Consider the following 19517-nt stretch of genomic DNA (forward strand, 5'->3'; position numbering starts at 1 on the left):
TTTTTTAGTTATCAACATAAATTTTTAGTTATCAACAGGTTACTGTTGAAAAAGCTGAGTGTTAAGCTGATGCTTTTTACACTTTATTAGTAACCTTTTATTTACATTCGTAGTATGGAAAATGCAACCCAATCTTCATTTAAAAATTCTCCAAAAGGAGATGTTATCAGTTTACAAAAAGGAAAAATACCTCCACAAGCTACTGATCTTGAAGAGGTTATACTTGGAGCGATGATGATTGATAAAAAAGGTGTTGATGAAGTTATAGATATCTTACATTCCGACGTTTTCTATAAGCAAGCCCATAAAAACATTTATGAAGCCATCATAATCTTATTTGAAAAGGGAGACCCCATTGACTTGTTAACGGTTTCCACAGAATTAAAAAAACAAAAAAAACTACAAGCCTCAGGTGGTGAATATTACCTGATTCAACTCACTCAAAAGGTATCTTCATCGGCGCATATTGAGTATCACTCTAGAATAGTTCTTCAAAAGTATATTCAAAGATGCCTAATTAAGATTTCCAATGAAATTATAGAAGAGTCTTACGATGAAGGCACCGATGTTTTTGATCTTTTAGATCATGCAGAATCCAAATTGTACGAGGTCACTCAAGGAAACATCAAGCGATCTTCGGAGACGGCTCAAAACTTGGTGATGCAGGCCAAAAAACGAATAGAAGAAATCTCCAACAAAGAGGGATTAAGTGGTGTGCCTTCAGGATTTACAGATTTGGACAAGTTAACCTCAGGATGGCAACCTAGTGATCTTGTGATTATCGCTGCTCGACCTGGTATGGGTAAAACAGCGCTTACACTTACCATGGCAAGAAATATTGCTGTTGGCCAAAATATCCCCGTGGCCTTCTTTTCTTTAGAAATGTCTTCTGTTCAGTTGATTACACGTCTTATTTCTTCTGAAACTGGATTGAGTTCAGAAAAACTAAGAACAGGAAATCTAGAGCCTCACGAATGGGAGCAGTTGAATGTAAAAGTGAAATCCCTAGAACAAGCTCCTCTCTTTATCGATGACACCCCCTCTTTATCTATTTTTGACTTAAGAGCAAAAGCAAGACGACTTTCTTCTCAACACGGTATAAAATTGATAGTAGTGGATTACTTGCAGTTGATGACTGGTGGAGGATCTCAAAAAGGAGGGAATCGTGAACAGGAAATTTCTAGCATCTCCAGGAACTTAAAAGCCCTAGCAAAAGAATTAAGCATTCCTGTTTTGGCATTGTCTCAACTCTCTAGAGCCGTAGAAACCAGAGGTGGCAGTAAACGACCATTACTTAGTGACCTTAGAGAATCTGGCGCTATCGAACAAGATGCAGATATTGTCTCTTTTATTTATCGTCCTGAATATTATGATATTGACGAGTGGGATGATGAGGATCAATCCCCTACTCAAGGTCAAGCTGAGTTTATTATTGCAAAACATAGAAATGGTGGCTTGGATAGTATTCGCTTGAAGTTTATCGGTCAGCTTGGTAAATTTGAAAACTTAGATAATTTTGATTCTCCTTTTGAAATCAATTCCAGCATGAATGCAGGGAAATCAGAAACCCCTTCTTTCCCAAATGCTGAAGATGTCTTTGGTTCACCATCACCAAGTCAAAATATAGATAGCAAGGACGATGAAGTTCCTTTCTAAAACTACTCAACTATGAAGAGTTTGCTTTTTGGCCTAGTATTTCTAATAAGCTTTACGGGATATTCTAAGTTCATCCTAATTCCTATGGATTTTGAGACTCAAGACAATCACCTAAAAGCTTACGGCATCTCTTATTGGTTATTGGAAAAAGAGCAAAAAATACAATGGCTACTTAATTATAGGGGCGGATCTTTTTTATCTCCTTATTCTGAAGATTTAGAACGTGAATGCACCATTAGAGGTGTATCTTTTGAAATTAAGTCCAATGCTGAGACAGAACAAATTTTAGAAATCATCAACAGTCCTTCGCAAAACATGGAAGCTATTCTTCTCGAAAAAGCACCAAAAATTGCAGTGTACTCTCCACAAGGTAATGTACCATGGGATGACGCTGTGACTATGGTTCTGGAATTTGCAGAAATCCCTTACGAAACCATCTATGATGAAGGTGTTTTGAATGATGAGTTGCTATTGTACGATTGGCTCCATCTTCACCATGAAGACTTCACGGGTCAATATGGAAAATTCTATAGGGCTTACCGCTCTGCTCCTTGGTATATACTGGAGAAAAAAAAAGCTGAGACCTTAGCAGAGTCACTGGGTTATGCTAAAGTGTCTAAAGCGAAACTTGCCGTTGCTAAAAAGATTAATGCATATGTGATTGGTGGGGGCTTTATGTTCGCCATGTGCAGTGCGACCGATTCTTTTGATATTGCTCTTTCTGCTGAAGGTACTGATATTTGCGAGCCTATGTTTGACGGAGATCCTTCAGATTCTGGTTACCAAAATAAAATCGACTATTCAAAAACTATGGCTTTTACAGATTATATCCTAGAAAAAGATCCTATGGTTTATGAATACTCGTCCATAGATATGACCAGTACCAGAAATATCCCAAAGACTAAAGATTATTTCACCTTAATGGATTATTCAGCAAAATGGGATCCTATCCCTACTATGCTGTGTCAAAATCATACTGCAGTGGTAAAAGGATTTATGGGGCAAACCACCGCCTTTCGGCCTAATCAAATTAAATCTAACGTTCTTGTGATGGGTAAAAATAAGCTCAATGACGAAGCGAGATACATTCACGGGATAAAGGGGAAAGGCTTTTTTACCTTTTACGGCGGGCACGATCCAGAGGATTATCAACACAGAGTAGGCGATCCCAGAACAGAATTGGAATTACATCCCAAATCTCCTGGCTATAGACTTATACTCAATAATATTTTGTTTCCTGCTGCTGAAAAGAAAAAAAAAAAAACCTAAGGCTTTATTCAAATATTTTTTTCTTACGCAGCTCAAAATTCTGACCTAAATAAACTTTTCTAACCATTTCATCGTTAGCCAATTCTTCAGGCTCACCATGTTTTAGTATTCCACCCTCAAACATGAGGTAAGTTCTATCTGTAATCGCCAATGTTTCCTGAACATTATGATCTGTAATTAAGATACCTATATTTTTATTTTTAAGCTGAGCGACAATTTTTTGAATATCCTCAACGGCTACAGGATCTACTCCTGCAAAAGGTTCATCTAGGAGAATAAATTTAGGGTCTGTGGCTAAAGCTCTGGCAATCTCGGTCCGGCGTCTTTCTCCACCAGACAAAAGGTCACCCCTGTTTGTTCGAATATGATTTAAACCAAATTCACTAATAAGAGATTCCATTTTTTCTTCTCTTTCGTTCTTATTAAGATCTGTAAGTTCCAAAACACTCATAATGTTATCCTCAATACTCAATTTCCTGAATATAGATGCTTCTTGAGCAAGATAACCAATACCATTTTGAGCCCTCTTATACATCGGAAATTTCGTGATGTTCGTCTTATCAAGGAAGATATGACCCGCATTGGGTTTTATTAAACCCACAATCATATAAAAAGAGGTAGTCTTTCCTGCACCATTAGGACCCAGAAGGCCAACGATTTCTCCCTGAGTGACTTCAACACTTATACCTTTAACGACCTTAACGCCCTTGTAGGCTTTAACTAAGTTTTCAGCTCTTAATGTGGCACGGTTTGAATTCATAACTGTATTTTTTTTGAAGATTTTACACTGAACATAATCATCTCGACTACACCAATAAAAATAATCGAATAAGCTAATAGCTCGATACTCTCTTCAGAAGCATCTTTCACCGGTCGCATAAAATCTTTTAAAGCAATACTCTTTTCTCCATTATCTTCAATAACATACTTGTCATGGGTATCTCTTAATAAGTCTATCCACATCAGTTTACGCCCATAGAGTCTTGAAAAAACATGAAGGATAATAAGTCCTGAAAAGAAAAAGGCAAACCCATAGGTTTTGGATATTGCTACAAATTCAAAAATGAATTTTTTCCAATTTCTAATGACCATAACAATAATCAGGACAAGAATGATGAGGGCTAGAACCTGCCAAGCTTTATCAAATAACTGTACATTTAACCAAAAATCAAATTCTCTAACAAAATGAACGCCAAGAAAACCTGCCAATGTCAAGTTAAATATTTTATAACTTTTAGACTTTGAGCTAAAGACAATTAAGAGAATAGAGCTTACAAAAAGCAAAATTTCTTGTGTGATTTCAATAAGAGAATCTTCTTTCACTTCACCTTCAGCAAAATCAAATTGAATGACTAAAGCCATAATAAACATAAGGCCTGCATAAGCAAAAAGTCTAACTATAGTTGGTAATAGTGGTTTCATAACCGAAAATTAGTTGTTTTTATTCTGTTTTTCCAAACTTCTGTTCTAAAGCTTCCCAATATTCAAAAGCTCTTCTTAAGTGAGGGATAACTATTGTCCCCCCTACTAAGGTACCAATACTTAAAGCCTCAACAATTTGAGCTCTTTTCAGACCCTCTTTATAAGAAGACTCTAGGTGATATTTCACACAATCATCACACCTCAAGACCAAAGAAGAAACGAGGCCCAATAATTCTTTAGTCTTTACATCCAAAGCTCCTTCTGTAAAGGAATTGGTATCTAAATTAAAGATTCGTTTAAGAACTTTATTGTTTTCATCTAAAATCTTTCCATTCATTTTAGCCCTGTACGCCTCAAATTCATCTACTAAATCCATCATAATTATCTATTTTTTTTTCTTTTTTCTTCTTTACGTTGCTTTCTTAAAACCAATACAGAAATGAAAATACTCACCTCATACAAAACCAAAACCGGTATAGCAACAATCACTTGGCTGGCGATATCTGGAGGTGTTATCAATGCTGAAATAATCAATATAAACACCAAAGAGTACTTTCGGTTTTGCCTTAGAAATTCCGGTGTTACCAAACCTACTTTGGTCAAAAAATATATGATAACAGGCAGTTCAAAAATTAAGCCACTAGCGAGTACAGAGGCTCTCACCAAACCTATATAGCTACTTAAATCAAAATCGTTGAAAACTTCTTTGCTCACGGTATAACTCCCTAAAAAATTAACCGATAAAGGAGTGATGACATAATATCCAAATAAGACCCCTAAGAAGAATAAGAAAGAGGTGACAATGATAAACCACCTTGCGTTTTTCTTTTCAGAAGAGGCTAATCCAGGTGCTATAAAAGCCCAAAATTGATAAATAACGTAAGGAAAAGCCATAATAAAACCAGCGGTAATAGAGGTCCAAATATGAGCACTAAATTGCCCTGCCATGGTTCTACTTTGTATTCTGAAAGGAAGCTCATCGAAACAAAAACTTTCCTGCAACCCGAGGTATTCAGAAATATTACATAATACACTATAGGTATAAAAATCTGCCCGCTTTGGCCCAAATATAATCACGTCAAAAATGAAAGACTTCAACCAAAAAGCAATCGCACCCCCGACAAGGATAGCTAGTGTTGCCCTCAATAAATGCCACCTTAAATCTTCAAGGTGATCTAAAAAGGACATTTCGTTTGGATTTTTCGTTTGCTTGGATTTAGCCATATTATATAATGCCTTCTTTTACGAGATTATGAAGGTGAACTACTCCAGCATATTTTCCATTTTCATGAGAGATAAGTTGCGTAATATCATAAGTTTCCAAAAGATCCAAAGCATCAATTGCCATGGCAGAGTTGGCAATAGTTTTTGGGTTTTTGGTCATTATATCTTTGGCTTTCAATTTGGTAAAGTTTTCAGTAGTGCTTAACATCCGCCTCAAATCTCCATCTGTAATAATACCGATAACTTCATCATTTTCTAAAACTACCGTTACCCCAAGCATGTTAGTTGAAATCTCAATAATCACATCCTTAAGAGGAGTTTCAGGATTCACCTGCGGCTTCATATTTTGTGAAGTGATGTCGCTCACTCTCAAATATAACGTTTTGCCCAAAGCTCCACCTGGATGGAATTTAGCGAAATCATCTTTTGAAAATCCGCGTAATTTCAATAAACATACCGCTAGAGCATCTCCCATGACTAATTGAGCTGTTGTACTAGTCGTAGGCGCAAGATTATTGGGGCAAGCTTCTTTTTCAACAAATGTATTAAGCACAAAGTCGGCTTGCTTACCCAAAAAAGAATCTTTGTTTCCTGTAATTGCGATTAACGTATTTTTAAAATTTTTGATAAGCGGTGCAAGGACCTTTATTTCTGGTGTATTCCCGCTTTTTGAAATACAAATCACAATATCGTCTTTCAAAATTGTTCCAAGATCTCCATGAATAGCATCTGCAGCATGCATAAAGACAGCAGGGGTTCCTGTTGAATTTAAAGTCGCTACAATTTTAGTAGCGATGATTGCGCTTTTTCCAATGCCAGTAATGATCACTCGCCCTTTAGATTCAAAAACAGCCTTTACAGCATCAGAAAAAGACTTATCAATTGAAGCTTCAAGATTTTGTATTGCCTTAGATTCCATTAATATGATATCTTTGGCGTAAGATTGTATCGCTACATCTTCCATAATTTGCTACATTTAATAATTGCACTCTATAAAGATTGCGTATATTTAATTTTACAAAGGTAAATAAAACTAAATAGTAATATTTCAATTGGAACAAATCAATTTACATCAAGAATTAAAGAAATACTTTGGTTTTAACGAGTTCAAAGGTCTTCAGGAACAGGTTATAAAAAGCATTATTTCAAACAAGGATACATTTGTGATCATGCCGACTGGCGGAGGCAAATCTTTATGTTATCAACTACCCGCATTAATTAAAGAGGGAACAGCCATAGTTGTCTCCCCGCTTATAGCCCTTATGAAAAACCAAGTGGATGCTATAAGAAACATTTCTGAACACCACGGGGTTGCTCATGTTTTGAATTCATCTTTGAATAAAACACAAGTCAAACAAGTCAAGGAAGATATTTCTAGTGGCATTACCAAGTTGGTCTATGTCGCTCCAGAATCTCTTACTAAAACTGAATACATAGAATTTCTAAAAGGTGAAAATATTTCCTTTTTAGCTATAGATGAAGCCCATTGTATCTCCGAATGGGGGCATGATTTTAGACCTGAATATAGAAACTTAAAAAATATTATTGAACGCATAGGAGATAATATTCCTATAATCGGTCTTACAGCCACTGCAACCCCTAAAGTCCAAGAAGACATCCTTAAAAACCTAAGGATTCCAAATTCAAAAACCTTCAAGGATTCATTTAACAGGCCTAACTTATATTACGAAATTCGCCCAAAAACAGATGATGTAGATTCTGACATTATAAAATTTGTTAAGAAAAACTCGGGTAAAAGTGGTATTATCTATTGCCTAAGTAGAAAGCGGGTAGAGCAATTGTCACAAGCACTTCAAGTCAATGGCATCAAAGCCGTTCCCTATCATGCTGGACTTGATGCTAAATCAAGAAGCAGGCATCAAGATATGTTTTTGATGGAAGATATAGATGTCGTAGTGGCAACTATTGCTTTTGGGATGGGGATCGATAAACCCGATGTTCGATTTGTAGTTCATAATGATATTCCGAAGAGTATAGAAAGTTACTATCAGGAAACGGGAAGAGCAGGAAGGGATGGTGGTGAAGGCCATTGTGTTGCCTATTACAATCATAAAGACATTGAAAAGCTTGAGAAATTTATGAGCGGAAAACCTATTGCTGAACAAGAGATAGGTCATGCCTTACTTCAAGATGTGGTTGCATTTGCTGAAAGTTCTATTTCACGTAGAAAATATATTTTACATTATTTCGGCGAAGAATTTGACAATGAGACTGGTGACGGCGGTGACATGGACGATAATATACGCTATCCTAAAAAGAAAAAAGAGGCTAAAGACGATGTTGATTTAGTACTGAAAACAGTATTAGAAACCGGACAGTTATTTAAATCTAAAGAAATAGTTCACACACTTTGTGGAAGTATCAACGTTCTTATTAAGTCTAATAAAACTGAAAATCTTAAAATTTTTAAGGCTGGGAAAGATAAACCTGCGAGCTACTGGACAGCTTTATTGCGCCAAGTTATAATTTCAGGATTCCTCAAAAAGGAATTAGAGTCTTATGGAGTTGTGAAATTACAACCTAAAGGAGAAGAGTTTTTAAAGAACAATACTTCTTTTATGATGACAGAAGATAATGACTTCAGTAACTTATCTACTATCAACACCTCCTCCAAACCATCTGGAGGTACCGACGAAAAGCTACTTAAGATGCTAAAAGATCTTAGAAAAAAAGTAGCTAAAAGAAAGGAGATCCCACCATTTGTAGTATTTCAAGATCCTTCTTTAGAAGACATGGCTTTAAAATATCCTATCAATGCAGAAGAAATGGTCAATATTCACGGTGTTGGTGAAGGAAAGGCTAAAAAGTTTGGGAAAGAGTTTATAGAGTTGATTCAATATTATGTTGAAGAAAATGAGATTTTAAGGCCAGACGATTTGGTAGTAAAAAGCACTGGTGCCAATAGTGCTAACAAACTGTATATCATTCAAAATATAGATAGGAAATTACCGTTGACAGACATTGCTGATGGCAAAGGTTTCGAAATGAAGCAGTTTATTAAAGAAATGGAAGCCATTGTATTTAGCGGAACTAAATTAAACATCAATTACTGGTTAGATGATATTTTAGACGAAGATCAACAAGAGGAAATTCACGATTACTTCTTAGAAGCCAATTCAGATAGTATCAACGCAGCTATTGAAGAGTTTGATGGCGATTACGATGAAGAAGAATTGAGACTTTACCGAATAAAATTTATTAGCGAAGAAGCTAATTAAATTAAAAAGCCAGCTTTTAAAAGCTGGCTTTTTAATTTATATACAATTTTTTTAAATAGTTTTAGGTATAAACACTTCTGCCAGCATGCATCTTGCACTACCACCACCATGCGTTTCTATAGTCTCTAAATCACTGCTTAAAATTTTACAATACTGTTCTATAATTTTAATCTGGTGTTGAGACAATGCCTGATGGGCAGTTTGGCTCATTACTAAAAATTTATCTGCTTGGCCTTGAACTTGAAGCATATTTCCTGCAAAATTATTCATTTGTTCTTCAGAAATAGAAATAATTTCTTTCCCATCTTGCATAAGACTATCGGCAACTAATTTCTGTTCCTTTTTATCGTCGATAGTATCTAAGCAAATCACTGCGAATTCTTCTGCTACACACATCATAACATTGGTATGATAAATGGGAAGTCTCTCTCCTTTAAAGTTTTGGTAAGCATTGAATATAATGGGAGTATACTCAAAATCTTCACAGAACTCTATAACTAAATCTTCGTCTGCTCTTGGTGATAACGCACAATAGGCTTTACTATTTACCCGATCCAAGATCAAGCTCCCTGTCCCTTCTAGATAAAAATCCTCTTGCTCTGCAGAAGTATAATCTATAAAGTTCCTGATGAATCGACCTTCAGCTTCAATGGTCTTAAAAATATCCTCACGTCTCTCCTTTCGCCTATTTTTAGCGAACATGGGATAAAGAGCTACATCTCCGTTTTCATGAAAAGAAACCCAGTTATTTGGAAAAATAGAATCTGGAGTATCCTGTGAAGCAATATCGTCGATTATTATGATATTAACCCCAACTGATTTCAACTTATCTGCAAACGTATCAAACTCCTTCTGTGCTTTGGCATTGACACTTTCCTGTAAGTCTCCAGTGGAGTGTTGAAAGTAATTATTCACTGCTGTTTCTTCATTCATTCTGAAGTTAACAGGGCGTATCATGACTAAGGTATCTGTAATTTGTTTCATTTATTCTCTTATTAAAGGCAATGTTGAACACCTCAACAAACCCTCTTGTTTAGCAATTTCTCTATAATCTACAGTTTCTACTTGTATCCCTTTGGAAGTTAGCCAAGCATTTAATCGCTTAAAATATGCATCAGAAATAACCACTTTTTCAGAAATTGAAAAAATATTGCTATTCATATCATACATTTCTTGAGCATCAATTTCAAAGACTTGATCTTTTCCATATAGATTAACTAGCCAGTTATACTCCTCTTCCTCTAAGAATCCATGTTTGTGGATAATCACAAGATTATCTCCTACAGGTTGGAAGCAACAGTCTAAATGCAAAGCATTTGATTTAGGATCTGTATTAGATTTCCTAAGATTGAACGATTTTACAGTTTTATGAGGAAATAATTTTTGAAGCTCATCTACAGCTTCTACATTAGTTCTAGCAGTGATAAAGCTTGAATAATCCTCACCTCTATAGGTTCCTACAAAAATATAATCTCCATGAGGCATAACATCTCCACCTTCTATATGACAATGTTCTGGAAGTTTTATTTTTTGGTCATCATCAATTGTATCTAAGACAAAATCAATGGCTTCTATTTCTTTCTCTCGATCGGGTAGAATATTAGCAAATACAAATTTATTATCTATCACAAACCCGATATCTCTGGAAAATATCTGATTATACCCTTTGATAACATGAGGTCTAAAAACTTCAACATTGTGTTTTTTTAGAATAAAAGCAACAGCTTCGATCTCTTCTACCATGTCTTTTTCTTCAGGGTAGGTCCCTTCCTTAATGTGTTTAATTGATTTTGGATCGTAGGCATCTTCAAGATCGGGCTCACCTCCATTGGAATTGGCAACACCTAGAATTACAGATTTAAGTCTAGAAGTTTCGTTTGTTATATGTGGTTTCAATTTTTTCTTTTCTTTTTTTTACAAACATAACTAAAAGGCCATAGGTAAACTATTGTTAAAAAGTTAGATTTCAAAATTTAGGATAAGGTTGGGATCAGGACAATTATTGCGGTAATGGTTAAGTTTTCCTTTAGAAGACACTCCTGGATAATCGCCAACGTAATCTTCCAAATCAAAGATTAATTGGTAATGTAAATGTGGAGGATAATTTCCATTAACCTCATTAGACCCAAGACTAGCAAAAGCTTCTCCCTTAGTGATTCTTTCTCCAATATTAAACTTAGACAAGGTATCTAAAGCGAGGTGTCCATATAAAGAATACCAACGAAGTTTATGGATATGATGTTCCAAAACTAGTGTTGGCCCATAGTCTCCATGGTTTATATTATTCTTTAAGCTATGCACTACACCAGATGTAGGCGCATAGATAAGAGTGTCTGAAGGTGCCCAAATATCAAGACCTAAATGGATATCCCTTTTGTTTCCTGCAGTTTCTATACCAAAATAAGAGCTTCTAGAATAAAGATTTCTTTGTTCCAAATATCCTCCAAAGGCGGCTTTAGCCTTTTTCTGGTTCAAATAAGAATGGATATGGCTTTCTAGGGCGAATTCTGTTGATAAATCTAAGTTAACTTCAGATGTTTTTTGTGAAGATAAATCTAAGTGAATGTAATCCTTTTCAGAAAAGTCAGGACCTAATATAGAAAAGAACTCTTCTGATAAGTGGTTTTTTAATAAACTCAACATATAAGTAAGTATTAAAACTTTAAACTAATAAAACCCCAGCAGTACTGAGGTTTTAAACTATTTTATAAGCAATCGATTACTCGTCTCTTAAAAGATTGAGAGTGACATCTATATTATCTCTTGTCGCTCTTGAGAATGGACATAGCTCATGAGCTTCATTTATTAAATTTTCCCCAGTCTTGATGTCTTCCACACCAGGTAAGTAAGAATCTAAAATTACGGATAACTGTAGATTTCCATCTTCAACCTTACCAATACTCACATAAGCTGATACACTAAAATCTCCTAAATCAACTTTATGCTTATCAGCAACAAGACTTAAGGCACTTCCAAAACAAGCAGAATATCCAGATCCAAAAAGCTGTTCAGGGTTAACTCCTTCTGCACCATCTCCTCCGAGTTCTTTAGGCATACTCAGTGGTAAATCTATTGAACCATCTTCGGTTTTCACATGTCCTTTTCTTCCTCCTTTTGCTGTAGCTTTCGCAGTATAAAGTGTTTTCATTATTTTAAATTTTAATTCAATCGAATATACTAATCACAGTAGCACATTAAAAAAATGAATTCATAAATTTGTACTAAATGTAAAACTATGCCTTCTTCAAAAAATAAATCAGCACTTCAGGAGAAAAAAAGCGATTCTCTTTCTAATTTGAGCGCTATCTCTGCTGAGAGGATTAAATCTTTGAGGCGAGAGAAAAAAGATATTAATGAGCTTATACAAGGTGTTTTAAAAGGAAATAAAACAGCTTTAAGTCAAGCTATTACCCTAATTGAAAGTCGAAGTAAAAGGCATACTGATGATATAAAAACAGTCATTTCATCGTGTTTACCTCATGCCAATAAATCTCTAAGAATCGGTATTACGGGAGTACCTGGTGTTGGTAAAAGCACTTTCATTGAGCAATTGGGTCTTCGTCTTACTCATAAAGGTCACAAAGTAGCAGTATTAGCAGTGGATCCTTCAAGCTCTGTGTCTAGAGGAAGTATTCTTGGAGATAAGACAAGAATGGAAAAATTGGTTCAAGAGCCTAATGCCTTTATTAGACCAACTGCATCTAGTGAATCTCTGGGTGGAGTTGCCAGAAAAACAAGGGAAAGTATATTACTATGCGAAGCTGCAGGATTTGACATCTTACTTGTTGAGACTGTTGGCGTTGGACAGAGTGAAACTACAGTACATAGTATGACTGACTTCTTTTTATTATTGAAGCTAGCAGGAGCAGGAGACGAATTGCAAGGCATCAAACGGGGCATCATAGAAATGGCGGACGCTATTATCATCAATAAGTCGGATGGTGAAAATATTAAACCTGCTAAGAGAGCTAAAGTTGAATTCACTAATGCATTACACATGTACCCAGCAAAACAAAACGGATGGTCTCCTAAAGTTAAATTAGCAAGCGCTCTAAATAATGTAGGAATTGAGAAGGTCTGGACTATGATTTCAAAATATGCTACGATAGTAAAATCTAACGGTTTTTTTGAAAACAAACGAGCCGATCAAAATCAATTTTGGCTGACGCAAACCATCGAAGATTCATTAAAAAGAGAATTCTACCAAAATGAAACCATTAAAGCTGAATTTCCTGAAGTCCTCAAAAAGATTCAATCTCAACAAATAAGTCCCTTTGAAGCTGCAGATTATCTTTTAAAGAAAGCAAAATTGTAAGTCTTGCTTTTGAATTATTTATCGAACCTGAATCGCAGGTACTTACATAATTTATAAAACAAAAACCCAATGGCTATTCCAAAAACTGCTCCAGTAAAAATATCTGCTGGATAATGAACTCCAACGTAAATACGGCTATAAGTTACCATAAAAGCCCAGAAAAAGAGCCAGTAAAATACATATTTATAGTAAGGTTTCAAAACATTGGACACTAGAGTTGCAACCGCAAAAGAACTGATGGCATGCCCAGAGAAATAGCCATATTTACCACAGCGCTTAGCCAAAAACCTACCGTATTCAATAAAGGATTCGTTACAAGGTCGTAATCTTTGAAAACTGTCTTTAAAAAAGTTAGCCGTCTGATCTGTAAAAGTGATCATTAACGCTACAACAACTACTGTAATCAATAGTCCTCGCAATCGTATTTTTTTGAAAATCAAAAATAAAAGAATAACATAAAGCGGAATGGAGGTTTCCTTTTCGGTAAGTAGCACCCAAAACCAATCCCATTCTTTAATTCCAAGATTATTGAGATAAAGAAAAAGTTCGCGATCTATCTGTTTTAGAGTTTCCAACATTATTGATAACGATCTACTTCTCTATCGTAAAATTCACTAGCTTCTTTTACTAGATTATTGGTTTCCTCAAGAAATTCTTCTTCATTTTCAACATCAAAATTTTCAAACCACTCAATATCATCTGTTTTTAGATCGATGATAAATCTCGGGAATTCTGTATGAATAATAAATATAGAATCTGGAACATCTGTATTATCACCTAATATAAACCGGGGTAATTTCATTATGCAGTAGATTTTGTTTTTTCAAAAGTAAGAATTTGTTTTTTGGAGAGCATATTAAATCGAATATATAACATAATAGCCGATGCTGTTAAGCCAGTGAGTAAACCGAGCCAAATACCTATATTTCCTAGAGCCTCAGCTTTACCAGCAAAATAAGACACAGGAAATCCAATTAGCCAATAAGCAACAAAACAAATCAACGTCGGAATCTTAACATCCTGAAGACCACGTAGAGCTCCTAAAATAACAACTTGCAAACCATCACTCAATTGAAAAAGGGCTGCAATAACAAGTAGTTGCGAAGCTAGCATGAGGACTTCTGCATCATCTATATAAAGAGTAGGTAAAAATCCTTTAAGCAAGATAAACCCAAGCGCAAAAAAACCTTCTATAATAAATACTTGTAAGAATACAGAATACGCTACATCCCTTAAAGTTTTAAACTGTTTTTTTCCCTTTTGATTGGAAACGCGAATTGTAGCAGTGACTCCCAAACCAACCGCTATCATAAAGGTCATAGAGGCCAAGTTTAAGGCAATTTGATTAGCAGCCTGAGCATTGGTTCCTAAAGTTCCTGCTAATAAGACGGTGGCTGTAAAAATCCCCCCCTCAAACAGCATCTGTAAGGCCGTAGGGAAACCGAGATTAATCAAACGTTTAAATATTATCTTATTCAAAGACTTTTTCATCAACACGAAATACGGCTTGAGCTTAGGGCGCTTACTTAAAATTAAATACAGAAGAACAAGCATGAAAACTCGAGAGATAAGAGTCCCAATTGCAGCCCCCTCTAATTCCAATCTTGGAAAAAACCAAACCCCATAAATCAATAAATAATTAAAAATAACATTGACCACATTTGCTGAAAGTATAGCGTACATAGCATATTTGGTCATGGAAAGACCATCTGCGAATTGCTTGAATCCCTGAAAAATCATCAGCGGAATCAAGGAAAATGCTACAATATCTAAATAGGGTAATGCTAAGTCCACAACATCTTTAGGTTGATCGAGGTGATATAAAATAGGTTTGGCTAATAAAAGGAGGAGAAATAATATAATTCCATTAACAGTACACATCACTAAGCCATGTTGAAAAAACACACGCCCTTTTTGAATGTCTGCTTCTCCATCCGCTTCTGCGATAAAGGGAGTGATTGCAAAGCTAAAACCTATACCCAGAAAAAGAGCTAAAAAAATAAGTGTATTACCCAAAGAAACAGCTGCCAATGGAGCTGCTCCTAAATTACCTATCATCAAATTATCTACAAAACCTACTAAAACATGACCCAGCTGTCCCATCATTATGGGGAAAGCAAGACTGAAGTTTTTGGGAAATTCTTTGGTGTAAGTTGATAAATTCAAGGCTGTTTTTTTTTGATGTGCAAAAGTACGCTTTGGGATTTAAAAAAGGCAGACCGGGTGTTGTAAAATCTTTAAATCTCAAAAAAAGTTTAGAATCATTTACAACTTAGACCTGTAGACGTAAACTTGCTCTTCTAATAGAGGTAATGGATAATATTTTTAAATTATATTTGAATTTTAAACTTGAAAACAAGCAGATTTGAAGCAAGATTTTGATAAAGATGAAATCATTGGCCATGTAGCTACACTTCTAGAAGAAATACCAACTTCTCTAGAGATCGTCAAAGACGATTCCAAGAAGAAAGAAAGATTTAGATATTTAGCTAAGCACATGGTTGAGAAAGCCATAAATAAAGAGGCCCTTTTGGTTTCTGATAATGGAAGAGGCATTGCTATTTTCTTCAAAATGGATGGGAAAAGCGATGGTTTTTGGGCGGAATTGGTGAGCGACTTAAAACTTGCCGTCAACGTCACAGGATTAAGAAAAGGACTTAAAGCCTTGAAATCTCAAAAATTTGTAAGGCAGCAACGCCCCACTGAAGGGGAATTTTTATACTGTTGGTTTTGGGGGATTTTACCTGATGCTAGAGGGAACAGCAGCGACAAAACCCCCTACAAGATGAAAGACGAAATGTATCGTATTTCTAAATCACTTCAATTGCCTATTTATGCGGAAACTCGAGTTAGAAAGGTGAGTATTGCTTATAGAAGGTATGGGTTTGAGATGGTGAAAGAATGGGAACACCCGAGTGGCGATATCATGTATTTTTTAAAATACGTCCCTCCTGCGCTTAATAATTAGGTCGACTTAAGTTGCACGAATTGCTTCACATCTTTATCTGAAATTTGCTGATCGCCTAATATGATAAGGCGCTCGACAACATTCCTAAGCTCTCGTATATTACCAGTCCAATCCAGTTGTTCTAAAATTGAAATAGCTTTGTCGTCAAAGGTTTTGGGCTTGGTTCCTTGCTCTCCAGCTATTTTTTCTGTAAAATGCTGTATCAATTCTGGAATATCTCTTCGTCTTTCATTTAGAGAAGGAACATGAATAAGAATTACAGCGAGCCTGTGGTATAGGTCTTCTCTGAATCTCTTTTCAGCAATTTCATCCTTTAGGTCTTTATTTGTTGCTGCAACAACTCTCACATCTACTTTAATGTCTTTATCGCTTCCTACACGTTGCACTCTATTTTCCTGTAAAGCCCTTAAAACTTTTGCTTGAGCAGACAAACTCATATCACCTATTTCATCAAGAAAAATAGTCCCTCCATTGGCAGCTTCAAATTTTCCAGCCCTATCTTTATTGGCAGAAGTAAAGGCTCCTTTAACGTGACCAAAAAGTTCACTTTCAATTAATTCTGAGGGTATAGCTGCGCAATTCACCTCTATAAATGGTCCTTTATTTCGTTCACTTTTTTCGTGAAGCCAATGAGCGACAAGCTCTTTTCCTGTACCATTTTCACCAGTAATCAAAACTCTTGCTTCTGTAGGAGCCACTTTATTAATCATAGATTTAATCTGTTCCAACTCCTCAGAATTACCTATCATTTCAAATTTCTTAGACACCTTTTTTTTCAGCTGCTTGTTTTCTTGTGCCAATTGAGTATGATCTAAAGCTATTCTTACAGTATTCAATAAGCGATTAAGATCTGGAGGTTTAGAGATATAATCGAAAGCCCCCATACGCATAGTTTCTACAGCAGTCTCAATATCCCCATGTCCAGAAATCATGACTACAGGAAGATCTGGATTTAGTTTCTGACAAGCTGACAAGACTTCCAAACCATCCATTTTTGGCATTTTTATATCACAAAGGATAAGATCATAATTGTTCTTTTTAATGAGCTCAATACCTAATAAACCATCCTCAGCTTCTTCAACAATGTAGTTTTGCTCTTCTTCAAGTAATATTTTTTTGAGAACACGTCTTATCGCATCTTCATCTTCAATAATTAAAATTTTGGACATCGCTTTTCATATTTATAAAAATTAAATATAGACCATATCTAAGGGTTTAGAAAAAAGCATCTTCTTTTTTTATATATTTTAAATTCTGTTCTTCTAAAAAAACAAAACCCACCCTACAATGTAGAGTGGGAAAAAATTGCTATGAAAAAAAACACCGCTAAAAAATAACGATGTTCAAATATATATAATTAAATGTTAACCAACTTATGAGAACATATCTTTTACCTTTTCAAAGAACGATTTGTCCATTCGGTCAGGATTAGGTTCAAAGTTTGAATCCCCTAAATTTTCTTCAAAATATTCTTTTTGTTCTTTAGATAAGGTTTGCGGCGTCCATACATTAATATGCACAAGTAAATCACCAACACTATACCCGTTTAAATTAGGCAGACCTTTGTTTCTTAATCTTAGGATCTTACCACTCTGCACACCTGGCTCTACTTTAATCCTCACTTTACTATTTACAGTTTGAATTTCTTTGCTAGCCCCAAGAGCAGCTTCAGGATAACTGATGTAGAGATCGTAATGCAAATTTTCTCCGTCACGCTGAAGACTTTCGTGCTCCTTAACCTCTATAAGAACAATAAGGTCTCCAGGAATACCATCCCCAACAGGTTCATTTCCTTTGTTGGAAACTTTCAGTTGCATACCATCTTCAACTCCTGATGGAATTTTAATGGATACGGCTTCTTCGACCATTTTTAGACCATGAGCATCTGTACCTTGACCCTTTTTATCAATAATTTGGCCCGAACCTGCACAAGCTGTACATACGGATGCCGTTTGCATTCTTCCTAGAATTGTGTTTGTCACTCTGGTGACTTGACCAGAACCCCCGCATGTTGAGCAGGTCCTAAATGTAGTATCTTCTGGCTTTTTCTTTCTAGAGACTTTCATCTTTTTATCTACCCCCTTAGCGACCTCTTCTAGTGTAAGGCTAACGCGTATCCTCAGGTTCCCACCTTTAGCACGTTGTCTACCCCCAAAACCACCTCCAAAACCGGAGAATTCTTGAGATCTACCTCCAAATCCTCCACCGAAAATGTCGCCAAATTGACTGAAGATGTCATCCATGTTCATTCCACCACCGCCTCCGCCAAAGCCTTGGGAACCGTCAAAAGCACCATGACCAAATTGGTCGTACTTTTGTCTTTTTTCTTCGTTTCCTAAAACTTCGTAAGCCTCTGCCGCTTTTTTAAATTTGGCTTCAGCTTCGCTATTGTCTGGATTTTTATCTGGATGAAACTTAATAGCCATCTTTCGGTAGGCTTTTTTAATTTCAACTTGTGAAGCTCCTTTAGATAATTCTAGTATGTCGTAATAATCTTCTTTCATAAAATTTTATTTTCCAGTCACTACTTTAGGGTATCTTATAATTTTATCACCCAATGTATATCCTTTTTCAATTACGTCAATAATTTTACCTTTCATGTCTTCACTTGGTGAAGGCACTTGGGTAATAGCTTCGTGTAATTCAGAATCAAAAGCATCACCTTCTTTTACTGACATTACCTCAAGCCCCCTGTGAATAAGAGTTTCTCTTAGTTTAGTATTAATAAGCTCAATACCTTCTACAAGAGATTCATCTTCAGATTTTTTGATTTGGAGTAAAGCACGATCAAAATCATCAAGAACGGGAAGCATAGCTTGCATCACATCTTGGCTAGCTGTTTTGAACAACTCCATTCTTTCCTTTGAAGTTCGGCGCTTATAATTTTCAAACTCAGCAAAAAGTCTTAGGTACTTATCATCTTTAGCATCTAACTCTTGCTGAAGTCTCTCTTCTGTAGACAGCTCAACTTCGGGAGTATCCTCGACTTCATCACTTTGTTGATCATGGACTTCTGAAGTTTCCGCTTTTGGATTGACATCAACATCATTTTGTGTTGATTCTATATCGTCTTTGTTTGATTTATTTTCACTCATCGATTGCAAATTTAAGAATGTTAAGGCAAATGTATTGCCAATTGTGTTCTAATGCCATAATGACAGTATTCTACTCTGGACTATTTTTAGATATAAATTTTTAAATCTAAAAAGAAAAGCAATTAATTCTCTTTCAGCATAATTAATCGCTAGGGTGGCAATTTGTTAAAGCGATAAAAACTGAAACTTATGATGTCAAGGAAAACACAGTAACTTTTGATTTAGCTACATCATATAATATAAATTTAGAGCAATCTAAAGTTAAGAAAAGGAGAGTATAGAAAATCACTTGAAAGGATATGCAAATGGTAAAGAAGATCAGTTCTACA

The 19517-nt window shown here is 35.6% G+C and carries 20 protein-coding genes; 5 read left to right on the forward strand and 15 right to left on the reverse strand.

Annotation, left to right across the window (positions count from 1 at the left end; translation table 11 throughout):
- Positions 1-114: 114 nt before the first annotated feature.
- Together dnaB and CXF67_RS12875 are read left to right on the forward strand one after the other, a co-directional pair.
- Positions 115-1656: a replicative DNA helicase gene (dnaB, locus tag CXF67_RS12870; RefSeq protein WP_102089111.1), complete on the forward strand. Its 1542-nt coding sequence runs from the start codon at positions 115-117 to the stop codon at positions 1654-1656.
- Positions 1657-1668: 12 nt separating this feature from the next.
- The gene (locus CXF67_RS12875) at positions 1669-2925 is read left to right on the forward strand and encodes an asparagine synthetase B (RefSeq protein ID WP_102089112.1); all 1257 of its coding nucleotides are present in this window, start codon (positions 1669-1671) and stop codon (positions 2923-2925) included.
- A gap of 4 nt (positions 2926-2929) precedes the next feature.
- Here the strand turns inward: CXF67_RS12875 and lptB are convergent, their stop codons facing one another.
- From lptB to CXF67_RS12900, 5 genes are read right to left on the reverse strand one after another with little or no spacing between them, the layout of a single operon-like run.
- Positions 2930-3685 (reverse strand): LPS export ABC transporter ATP-binding protein, encoded by a 756-nt coding sequence (lptB, locus tag CXF67_RS12880; RefSeq protein ID WP_102089113.1) that lies wholly within the window; start codon positions 3683-3685, stop codon positions 2930-2932.
- Complete coding sequence (locus tag CXF67_RS12885; protein ID WP_102089114.1) at positions 3682-4347, reverse strand: hypothetical protein; 666 nt, start codon at positions 4345-4347, stop codon at positions 3682-3684. Before CXF67_RS12885 ends, lptB begins: the two co-directional genes overlap by 4 nt.
- A gap of 19 nt (positions 4348-4366) precedes the next feature.
- The gene (locus tag CXF67_RS12890; protein ID WP_015024916.1) at positions 4367-4726 is read right to left on the reverse strand and encodes a carboxymuconolactone decarboxylase family protein; all 360 of its coding nucleotides are present in this window, start codon (positions 4724-4726) and stop codon (positions 4367-4369) included.
- A 2-nt stretch (positions 4727-4728) separates the two neighbouring features.
- Positions 4729-5571, reverse strand: a complete 843-nt coding sequence (gene tatC / locus CXF67_RS12895; protein WP_102089115.1) for a twin-arginine translocase subunit TatC — start codon at positions 5569-5571, stop codon at positions 4729-4731.
- A 1-nt stretch (position 5572) separates the two neighbouring features.
- A complete protein-coding gene (locus CXF67_RS12900; protein ID WP_102089116.1) occupies positions 5573-6535 on the reverse strand; it encodes a KpsF/GutQ family sugar-phosphate isomerase in 963 nt (320 codons plus the stop codon).
- An 88-nt stretch (positions 6536-6623) separates the two neighbouring features.
- Here CXF67_RS12900 and CXF67_RS12905 point away from each other — a divergent pair, with 88 nt between their 5' ends.
- Positions 6624-8810, forward strand: coding sequence for an ATP-dependent DNA helicase RecQ (locus tag CXF67_RS12905; RefSeq protein ID WP_102089117.1), 2187 nt, complete (start codon positions 6624-6626; stop codon positions 8808-8810).
- Positions 8811-8861: 51 nt separating this feature from the next.
- On the opposite strand, the gene ctlX is transcribed toward CXF67_RS12905, so the two are convergent.
- The 4 genes from ctlX to CXF67_RS12925 form a co-directional block, all read right to left on the reverse strand.
- Positions 8862-9794 (reverse strand): citrulline utilization hydrolase CtlX, encoded by a 933-nt coding sequence (gene ctlX / locus CXF67_RS12910; protein ID WP_102089118.1) that lies wholly within the window; start codon positions 9792-9794, stop codon positions 8862-8864.
- Complete coding sequence (locus CXF67_RS12915; RefSeq protein ID WP_102089119.1) at positions 9795-10706, reverse strand: dimethylarginine dimethylaminohydrolase family protein; 912 nt, start codon at positions 10704-10706, stop codon at positions 9795-9797.
- Between the two features lie 63 nt (positions 10707-10769).
- Positions 10770-11453: a peptidoglycan DD-metalloendopeptidase family protein gene (locus CXF67_RS12920; protein WP_102089120.1), complete on the reverse strand. Its 684-nt coding sequence runs from the start codon at positions 11451-11453 to the stop codon at positions 10770-10772.
- Between the two features lie 76 nt (positions 11454-11529).
- A complete protein-coding gene (locus CXF67_RS12925; protein WP_102089121.1) occupies positions 11530-11958 on the reverse strand; it encodes an organic hydroperoxide resistance protein in 429 nt (142 codons plus the stop codon).
- Positions 11959-12045: 87 nt separating this feature from the next.
- On the opposite strand from CXF67_RS12925, the gene meaB reads away from it, so the two are divergent.
- Entirely contained in the window at positions 12046-13125 is a 1080-nt protein-coding gene (gene meaB / locus CXF67_RS12930) for a methylmalonyl Co-A mutase-associated GTPase MeaB (protein WP_102089122.1), read from the forward strand.
- Between the two features lie 14 nt (positions 13126-13139).
- Here the strand turns inward: meaB and CXF67_RS12935 are convergent, their stop codons facing one another.
- From CXF67_RS12935 to CXF67_RS12945, 3 genes are read right to left on the reverse strand one after another with little or no spacing between them, the layout of a single operon-like run.
- Positions 13140-13703: a phosphatase PAP2 family protein gene (locus CXF67_RS12935; protein WP_102089123.1), complete on the reverse strand. Its 564-nt coding sequence runs from the start codon at positions 13701-13703 to the stop codon at positions 13140-13142.
- The gene (locus tag CXF67_RS12940; RefSeq protein ID WP_003440919.1) at positions 13703-13927 is read right to left on the reverse strand and encodes a hypothetical protein; all 225 of its coding nucleotides are present in this window, start codon (positions 13925-13927) and stop codon (positions 13703-13705) included. Before CXF67_RS12940 ends, CXF67_RS12935 begins: the two co-directional genes overlap by 1 nt.
- Positions 13927-15291, reverse strand: a complete 1365-nt coding sequence (locus CXF67_RS12945) for an MATE family efflux transporter (protein ID WP_102089124.1) — start codon at positions 15289-15291, stop codon at positions 13927-13929. Before CXF67_RS12945 ends, CXF67_RS12940 begins: the two co-directional genes overlap by 1 nt.
- A gap of 199 nt (positions 15292-15490) precedes the next feature.
- Here CXF67_RS12945 and CXF67_RS12950 point away from each other — a divergent pair, with 199 nt between their 5' ends.
- On the forward strand, positions 15491-16093 hold the full coding sequence (locus CXF67_RS12950; protein WP_102089125.1) for a hypothetical protein: 603 nt from the start codon (positions 15491-15493) through the stop codon (positions 16091-16093).
- Here CXF67_RS12950 and CXF67_RS12955 read toward each other — a convergent pair.
- From CXF67_RS12955 to CXF67_RS12965, 3 genes are all read right to left on the reverse strand, one after another.
- A complete protein-coding gene (locus CXF67_RS12955; protein WP_102089126.1) occupies positions 16090-17262 on the reverse strand; it encodes a sigma-54-dependent transcriptional regulator in 1173 nt (390 codons plus the stop codon). The two genes, CXF67_RS12950 and CXF67_RS12955, sit on opposite strands and share 4 nt — an antisense overlap.
- Positions 17263-17466: 204 nt before the next feature.
- Positions 17467-18597 carry a molecular chaperone DnaJ gene (dnaJ, locus tag CXF67_RS12960; RefSeq protein ID WP_102089127.1) on the reverse strand — a complete coding sequence of 377 codons (1131 nt, stop codon included), beginning with the start codon at positions 18595-18597 and terminating at the stop codon, positions 17467-17469.
- A 6-nt stretch (positions 18598-18603) separates the two neighbouring features.
- Positions 18604-19188, reverse strand: a complete 585-nt coding sequence (locus CXF67_RS12965) for a nucleotide exchange factor GrpE (protein ID WP_102089128.1) — start codon at positions 19186-19188, stop codon at positions 18604-18606.
- Positions 19189-19517 lie beyond the last annotated feature (329 nt).

The sequence above is a fragment of the Psychroflexus sp. MES1-P1E genome (assembly GCF_002836055.1).
In the GTDB taxonomy this organism is placed as follows: domain Bacteria; phylum Bacteroidota; class Bacteroidia; order Flavobacteriales; family Flavobacteriaceae; genus Psychroflexus.

Excerpts from the sequence above, each read along its gene's own strand:
- CXF67_RS12940 (WP_003440919.1), bottom strand. The coding sequence starts at position 13,927 with ATGAAATTACCCCGGTTTATATTAGGTGATAATACAGATGTTCCAGAT.
- CXF67_RS12885 (WP_102089114.1), bottom strand. The coding sequence starts at position 4,347 with ATGAAACCACTATTACCAACTATAGTTAGACTTTTTGCTTATGCAGGC.
- CXF67_RS12925 (WP_102089121.1), bottom strand. The coding sequence starts at position 11,958 with ATGAAAACACTTTATACTGCGAAAGCTACAGCAAAAGGAGGAAGAAAA.
- lptB (WP_102089113.1), bottom strand. The coding sequence starts at position 3,685 with ATGAATTCAAACCGTGCCACATTAAGAGCTGAAAACTTAGTTAAAGCC.
- CXF67_RS12875 (WP_102089112.1), top strand. The coding sequence starts at position 1,669 with ATGAAGAGTTTGCTTTTTGGCCTAGTATTTCTAATAAGCTTTACGGGA.
- meaB (WP_102089122.1), top strand. The coding sequence starts at position 12,046 with ATGCCTTCTTCAAAAAATAAATCAGCACTTCAGGAGAAAAAAAGCGAT.
- CXF67_RS12935 (WP_102089123.1), bottom strand. The coding sequence starts at position 13,703 with ATGTTGGAAACTCTAAAACAGATAGATCGCGAACTTTTTCTTTATCTC.
- dnaB (WP_102089111.1), top strand. The coding sequence starts at position 115 with ATGGAAAATGCAACCCAATCTTCATTTAAAAATTCTCCAAAAGGAGAT.
- CXF67_RS12920 (WP_102089120.1), bottom strand. The coding sequence starts at position 11,453 with ATGTTGAGTTTATTAAAAAACCACTTATCAGAAGAGTTCTTTTCTATA.
- CXF67_RS12900 (WP_102089116.1), bottom strand. The coding sequence starts at position 6,535 with ATGGAAGATGTAGCGATACAATCTTACGCCAAAGATATCATATTAATG.
- CXF67_RS12955 (WP_102089126.1), bottom strand. The coding sequence starts at position 17,262 with ATGTCCAAAATTTTAATTATTGAAGATGAAGATGCGATAAGACGTGTT.
- CXF67_RS12890 (WP_015024916.1), bottom strand. The coding sequence starts at position 4,726 with ATGATGGATTTAGTAGATGAATTTGAGGCGTACAGGGCTAAAATGAAT.
- ctlX (WP_102089118.1), bottom strand. The coding sequence starts at position 9,794 with ATGAAACAAATTACAGATACCTTAGTCATGATACGCCCTGTTAACTTC.
- dnaJ (WP_102089127.1), bottom strand. The coding sequence starts at position 18,597 with ATGAAAGAAGATTATTACGACATACTAGAATTATCTAAAGGAGCTTCA.
- tatC (WP_102089115.1), bottom strand. The coding sequence starts at position 5,571 with ATGGCTAAATCCAAGCAAACGAAAAATCCAAACGAAATGTCCTTTTTA.
- CXF67_RS12965 (WP_102089128.1), bottom strand. The coding sequence starts at position 19,188 with ATGAGTGAAAATAAATCAAACAAAGACGATATAGAATCAACACAAAAT.